This is a genomic window from Anaerovorax odorimutans (assembly GCF_024459955.1).
Classification (GTDB): domain Bacteria; phylum Bacillota; class Clostridia; order Peptostreptococcales; family Anaerovoracaceae; genus Hominibacterium; species Hominibacterium odorimutans_A.
In genome coordinates, this window is record NZ_JANFXK010000002.1 from 310,843 (window position 1) to 318,653 (window position 7,811).

Here is a 7,811-nt window from a genome sequence, read left to right on the forward strand (position 1 = left end):
GAATGATGTGCTTTGATATCAGTACAGAAAAAAGGAGAGCCGAAATGAACAGTAAGAAGAAGCAGATAGCGGCAGTCGCAATCGTGGCTGCACTCAGTTTTTCCATAGCCTTGAATCCGGTCACTGTCAAAGCATTGGAAAGCGCTCCGGCAGCGGGCAGCGGCGTAGAATCCGGTACGGATAACAGTAAGGACAGCAGCAGCGCGGAGAGCAGCAGCGATACGGATAAGAATCCGTCCGCGGACAAGCCTTCTGACGAAACCGCAGGCAGCAGCGCAGCGGACAGCAGTACGGAAAACGATCAGGCGAAAAAAGCCGACGATCCCAGCGGCAATCCGGCTGCCGAATCCGGCGAACGTAAGAGCGGGAAAGCCGCCGCACGTGCATCAAGCAGCTTTTCAGAGGTGTTTTCCGAGAGCGACAAAACAACCCATGATTTTGGCGACGGTAAAGGCTCCGTCGAGGCCTATGAGGTTTACAACTCATTTCAGCTGGAAGCCATCGGCGAAAGCGATGAAACTCTGGCGAAAAATTACATCCTGACACAAGGCATTGTCTGCAGTTCCAAGTCTTTCTCCATCGGTTCCTACGATGGAGACCGCTGGAGCAAGGGAAGCCATGCCTTCACCGGAAAATTCGACGGACAAAATCACTGCATCACGTTATATATGGACAGACCAGACTCCGAGTGCAGAGGCGTTTTCGCATACGTTGGGGAATCCGCCCTTGTGCAGAATCTGATCGTAGATGGCGCTGTTTCGCGTCCGGACAACGGCAGCTGTGCCGGCCTTGCCTACGTCAATACCGGTACCATCAGAGGCTGTACCAATGAAGCGGAGATCACAGGCAGCTCTGTCGGCGGCATCAGCGTCACTTGTTTTGAAACGGGTACCATCGAAAACTGCATAAACGGCAGTAAGAGTTCCAACAAAAAAAACGCAGGAAAACTTAACGGGAAATACAATAGCGGCGGCATTACGACAAACCTGACGGAAGGCGGCGCTGTAAAAAACTGCACCAATTATGGAACCATAACCACTGAGACCTCCCAAGAGGGGAGCGCTACCGGAGGCATCATCGGCAATATGAGCATTGACCGCTATTACAACCAATACAGCGACGACAATAGGATCTCAGTCATTGAAAACTGTGACAACTTCGGAACAATAAAGGGAATCAGCCAGGTGGGCGGCATCATGGGACAGTATATCGATAGTACCGGTAATGACTCCGTACTGCAGGGCTGCAAAAATGCCGGACGGGTAGAAGGGGAAACCATGGTCGGCGGCATTGTTGGCCGAAGCGATGAATCCGTTATCGAAAGCAGTAATGAAAAGACCGCCTTCGTCTCCGCTACCGTCAGCTACTGCGGCGGTATCGTCGGAAAACAGAACAGTCTTGTTTACGATTGTCAGAACCAGGGCACGGTTTCCGGGTATGACCATACCGGTGGAATTTCCGGCTATCTGGGAAAAGACGCCATGACGACCTACTCCTTTAATTATGGGTTGGTAGAAGGCGCACGTAACTATATCGGCGGCGTGGCCGGTTTCAGCGAGGCCCACGATACGACCATCGGCATTAAGGTTCTCAAGCACTTGAAAATAAAGGTTCCCATTGAGGAGCACAATATCACCTACAGCGGCAATTACGGCAAAGTGCGGGGCTGCGGCAACTATGCCGCCGAACTGCCGATCCCGGCGAATACCTATGGCGAAGATGTGGGCGGTGTGGTCGGTTACCTTGAGAAAGGCGACATTTTCTATATTTTCAACGAGGGTATCGTCAACGGTGCCGCCTATACGGGAGGTATCGTCGGATACGCCGAAAACAAAAAGACCAGCGTCCGAACCTTTTATACCACCGGGCCAGTATACGGCTACAAATGGACCGGCGGCATAGCCGGACATGGCGGCAACCTGGTACAATACGGCTATACGGCCAGTCCGGTTTTTGCGGATCCCGACGGGCACTATCCCGGGATACTGGAAGGGCATCGCGACGGCCGTGAACAGACCATCAGCCATATTTACTACAATACGGATACCGTGATAAGCACCGCCCTTGTGACCCCGACCAATGACATTCCGCTGACCACAGACCAACTGGATCCGCTTACTACCAAACAGATGCTGGGGGCAGACGCGCTGAGTCATATGCCTATGATTACGAATGTGGATAAAAGTCTCAATGCCCAGTGGATTAGTCAGAGTGAAACCTCGGCAGAGTGGGACAACGGCACGACAAAACAGAGCTATTACCCTGCTTTCAAGGATCTGATAAACGCGGGACAGCCGGCCCCTTCCCTCTGGCTTCATCAGTTCGATACTGATCAGTTTGAACCTGCCATGGGTCTGGAAAGCGTCGATGATTTCTTTGAGTTCGGCCGTTATTACACTCACATGAACGTTCTCATCAGAGGCGACATCGCCTTTGACAAATCCGATGAATATACATTGCCTGTCAACGATGAAAGCATGCCTTTTACCGGCAAGCTGGACGGAGTGGGCCATACCATTACCTTTAACGGCACTGCGGCCGGACTTTTCTCTATCATTCAAAAGGATGACAAGAAAGAACAGGCTCCCTATGCCGCCAATTTAACGCTGGCCGGAACAATCGAAAACAGCGGTAAACCCAGCAAGCTTGGCGCTTTTGCTGGCACCATGTATGAAGGCTCAGTGGAAAACTGCGTTAATGAATGCAGGATACAAGTTTCGAACCATGGCTATTCTATCGGCGGCATCATTGGAAGAGCCGGCACCGTATCCTTTTCGGACTGCGAAAATCATGCTGACATCACAACTGAAACCGCAGCCGATGTAGGGGGGATTGCCGGCTACTGTGAGCAGGTATCCGGCGCAAGCTTTGAAAACTGTGTCAACAGCGGCAATATCAGCGGAATCGCATCGGATATCGGCGGCATCACCAGCTATGTCCAAAACGGGACGTTTACCTCCTGCAGCAACAGCGGCAATATCAGCGGAATTGCATCGGATATCGGCGGCATCACCAGCTATGCCAAAAACGGGGAGTTTATCTCCTGCAGCAACAACGGTACGCTTTATACCACAAGCAGGAAATCATACAACAGCTATATCGGCGGTATTGCAGGCAGTATTTATATAGATTCATCGGAACCAACAAAAATAGAATGGTGTAGCAACACCGGCGCGGCTGTGGGAACGGATCTTTCTTCCCTCTCATCTTCCGAACTGGATTCTCCCGCCCAACGCGCAGGCGGCATTATCGGATATATGCACGGTACAAATGAAAATACAATAGAATTTTGCTACAACACAGCCAGCGTCTGCGGCGTCTCGGCCGGCGGTATTGTGGGAGAAGGGAACATCAGCCTGTCGGAATGCGCCAATTACGGCGACATATCCACCACCGGAACAAAGCCCTGTTTTGATGTTAACGGCGTATCCGGTTCCTCGTACGGAAAAGCCGGCGGAATCTACGGCGGTGTCTCCGCCTCCTCCGGCAGCTGCAGCATCAAGGACTGCTTTAATATCGGCCAGGTCTCTGCCGCCAACGGAGGCAGCCCCGATCTGGCAGGTCTGGTAGGACGGGCCAGCTCCTCTGCGGATCTTTCCCAATACTTGACCCTCCATAACTGCTACAACGCCGGTATAATCGGAGACGACAACGCCTCCCAAAATGCGGAGACGCTGAAAAACGCCGTTCATCTTGTAAAGGCTCAGTCTGAAAAACAGAATACCAGCGGTAATGAAAATGGCGATATCCAAAATCTGGACATTTCCAACTGTTACTACAATACGCAAATCAATCCCCACCTGAAGGACGATAACGGCCTCGGATTTATCGGAAACAATCAAAACAGTCATGCCAATGACTCGGAGAAACTGCACATTGCAGGATACTCGACCGAAAATATGACCGGTACCAATGCCCTGGATACCGATGTCAGTCCTACGGGTAAGATGCACTTTGGCGCGGGCGCCATGTGGAAGCAGAAGGCGGACGAGACGATCAAAGACTTCGACCTTGGAGACGGGGCCAAGCTCAGCGGTAAGATCAAATACTATCCCCACCTTATGAACCTGGAAAACATGAACGCCCAGTGGCCTGCCGACTATGACTACGATTACGGTCCGGGGAATGCTTCCCAGGTGGTTGCCAGCCAGACGCAGCTTTATACCGGTGAGCCGATCCCCTTTACCGCCAATTTCCCCGGCCTCACGTCCGATAAATATACAGTCCTGGGCTATCATTGGACCTACGACGGCAACGGCGCCGGACAGTTCACCTGGAGCAAGGATGCTCCTGTCAATACGGGGACCTACGACGTCATCTGTAAAATTAATGATGAGCACTATGACTTTCGATACGGGCGAGGGACGCTGCGTATCAACAAGGAAACCCTGAAAATCAGAGCCGACGATAAATCCAAGCTCTATGGAGAGAACGATCCTCCGCTGACCTACAGCGTCGAAAAGCTTTTAGGACAGGACACCCTCGACTCCGTACTGGGCAAAGATAATAAATTAAATCTAAAGACGACAGGGTCCGTAATCAAGCTAACGCTTACAGATTCCAAGGGAAAAACCTATTCCTCGGGGAAAACCTATTACGACCTTCTCGCCAACTACGATCTCCGTCTCTACGATGGCACTTTGGCTGTGACCAAAGACGCTACTGCCGGGAAATATACCATTTCCGGCACCAGGGGCAGCAACGGACACAGCGATTGGTATCTCTCGCCGGTCACGATTAAACCCGTTTCCGACAGCGGCTACGATACCATATACAACGGCCCTGATAAATCGGACAGCGACATATTAAATGTGGATAAAAACGCTTGGCAAAGCAGCCTGACCATCGGCGAAAAAAACGATATCACCGAGCAGCAGCTAAATCTCTGGCTGCGGAAAAGCACGACAGGCGCCATAACCTCCCCTTCGGCAAAAGAAACCGTCAAAATTTGCACCAAGGAACTGACCGCAGAGCCCGTCAGTCCCGCCAAAGGAGCAGAGCACGACCCGTCGGACAGGGAGATGAAGCTTCGCTTCAATCAGCAGATGGAAACGGGAGACGGTAATTTCTATCTTTACAAGCAGGAGCCCGCAGAAGCCAAGCAGATTCAGGCTCTGGACGTCCACAGCCGCCAGGTTAAAATCAGCAACAACGCCAAAGACGACAGCGCTGTTGTTACCTTGACGTTTGACGAAAACCTTGACCCCAGCAGCAGCTACTACATCACCAACGACAGCTCCGCCCTTTACACCATTCGCGGCCTGAACTTCAAATCTCTGGATTCCAATGCCTGGAGCTTTACCACCAAGGCTTCCAGCGATACGGTGAAGATCAAGGATCTGCAGCTTGTCGTCGATGGTGAAGAAGAACCGCGCCTCGCGGCGGATACCGGGACGTCTACGGAAATTGGCGGGGAAAAATACGACACCTATTCCACAATCATCATCCCGGCTGGGAGCAGCCACGGCGGGCTGGATGTAACCCCGCTGGTAAAAGGAGTAATTTCCGACCCAATGGTGGAAATCACCGCCCTTGAGGGTAAGACCATTCCCACGAAACCAAACGATGCGGGCACAGTAATCAAAGCCGATAACCAGGCCGACAAGGAGAAGCTGGCAACGCACGTTTCCATAACCGGGAAACATGTAAGCTTCCGTGATGACAAGCTGGAATACGCTTTGGTAAAGGTTACCGCTAAGGGCAGTGACCCCAGTGGCAGCGGAAATGACACCGTACTTTTGAAGATCGTCCGTACCGGATGGGAAGTCGCTGAGATTGAAGATGGGACGAGTCTGAATTTGTCGGCTCCCAACTTGCTGTCAGCCATTGATCCGGAAAGTATTCAAATTCCGGAAGATTGCATTGCCTGCATTACCCTGAAGGTGGACGCGCTGGGCGATAAAGATATCGGCCCGATTCAGTCTCTTCTGTTTGAAGCGGCTGCCGGAGATAAAACGATCGGTACCTATATGGATATTAACCTGTACGTAGATATTCTGCAAAAAAACAGTCCGCAATCAAGCGACCTCACGCGCTACCCGATCACAGAAACAGCCTCGCCTCTCAAGCTGCGCTTTGAACTGCCCGATGGAGCGGAAGGCAACCGGGATTACGGCATGCTCTATCGTCACAACTATCATATGTACACCCTCGAAGGCAAGGTTCAGCCCCACAAAGTCTTTGAAACGGAAAGCAGCCAGTTCAGCCTCTATGCCCTCACCTATACGCAGCTTTATGATATCACGGCGCGGCAGACAGCAGGGGGTAAAATCAATGTAAAAGAGACCCGGGCCGCAAAGAACGACACGGTAGCTGTAACCGCTGACCCCGATCAGGGATGGCGCTTCAAGCACCTGAGGGTAAACGGAAAAATCGTGGAAGGCTCTGCGTTTTCCATGCCTGCGGAAGATGTCACCGTGGCAGCTATCTTTGAAAAGATTCCGCCTGTTGATACCAATAAAGACGACCAGCAGGCTCCCGGCAATGGAGGCGACAGTAATAAGAATGACGGAAAAGGTGGAAACAGCGGATCGGGCGGCAGCGGTGCAACCGCCAGCGGCGGAGCGGACAGCAATGCGGCAGACCATGCAAAGGGAGCAAATGAGTCCGCCCATACAGGCGACTCATTCCCGCTGATCTCGCTGCTGATCGTCCTCACCGTCTGCGCCGTCATCCTCTGCGCGCTGATCCTCTACGGCAGACGCAGAAAAGGATAAACGACTGACGGCAGGCATTTCCATATTGCCTCTTTTGCGACAGCGGCGGCCACATGAGAGAGCCGCCCGCCTGAACCTGCTGATATGACAAAAGTTATCCAGATTCCCTCGTTTTAAGAAGAATCTGGATAACTTTTTAACGTTTCCGGCGGTTCATTTTTTGAAATCCGGCCAGTTGGCGGCAAATGAGCCAAAACAGGCCCCTCCGGCCCACAACTTTTATCCATAATGAAGGTTTTTTTGCTGAATATGGGTAAGAAAGCAGAATACGAAAAATTCCAAATCCGAGCTTGCGGCCCCGGAGACAGCTACATACTTGAATGTGCTGCTCCCGGCCCTGCCGGTTGATTTTGTAGAAAGGTGTACCTTTACTCAAAGGCTTTTTTCATCTATTTCTTTACAAATCATACCATTAAATCACCGTATAAACAATCTTTTTTCCGCTTTTAAGAGCAAAACAGCCTAAAATATAGAGGATTTTTCTTTTGAAGAAACGTACACCTTCACTCAAAAGAAAAGGAGCATAAGAATGAGCGGAATGAAGAGGCTACAGGCGGTGGTCCTTGCGGTATGCCTGATGCTGCTTGGCATGATTGGGACAAGCGCCGCGGAGGTCCACGCAGATGTCGAGGATACTTTTACTGCTGAAATTACGAATGTGCCGCCGGGCAGTCCAACGCAAGAGCAAAAGATCCACTGCACGTTTAAAATTTTGGAAGAGCCGGGAGGCAGTGGTAAAGGTAAGGTACAGGTTGGTGACGGTTATGGTAGCGCCATTGACTCATCTACCAGTGGACGCATTGAGATACCAAATGAAGTGATAAGCAACAACAAGACATATATCGTCACAAGCATTGGTACGAGTGCATTTTTGGGATGTACGAGGTTAGAAAGCACAGGACTGGAAAGCAACAACTCCGTCACAAACATCGGTGAGAGTGCATTTTTGGGATGTAGGGGGTTAGAAAGCACAGGACTGGAAAGCAACAACTCCGTCACAAACATCGGTAAGACTGTATTTTCTAGCTGTGTTGATTTAAAAAGCACAGGACTGGAAAGCAACAACTCCGTCACAAACATCGGTGAGAGTGCATT

The 7,811-nt window shown here is 51.3% G+C and carries 2 protein-coding genes; both read left to right on the forward strand.

The annotated features are described in order from the left end of the window. Nucleotides 1-44 precede the first annotated feature (44 nt). Nucleotides 45-6,716: an InlB B-repeat-containing protein gene (locus tag NE619_RS03555; protein WP_256130987.1), complete on the forward strand. Its 6,672-nt coding sequence runs from the start codon at nucleotides 45-47 to the stop codon at nucleotides 6,714-6,716. A gap of 529 nt (nucleotides 6,717-7,245) precedes the next feature. Continuing rightward, a partial coding sequence (locus NE619_RS03560) for a leucine-rich repeat protein (RefSeq protein WP_256130988.1) occupies nucleotides 7,246-7,811 on the forward strand: 566 nt, incomplete at its 3' end.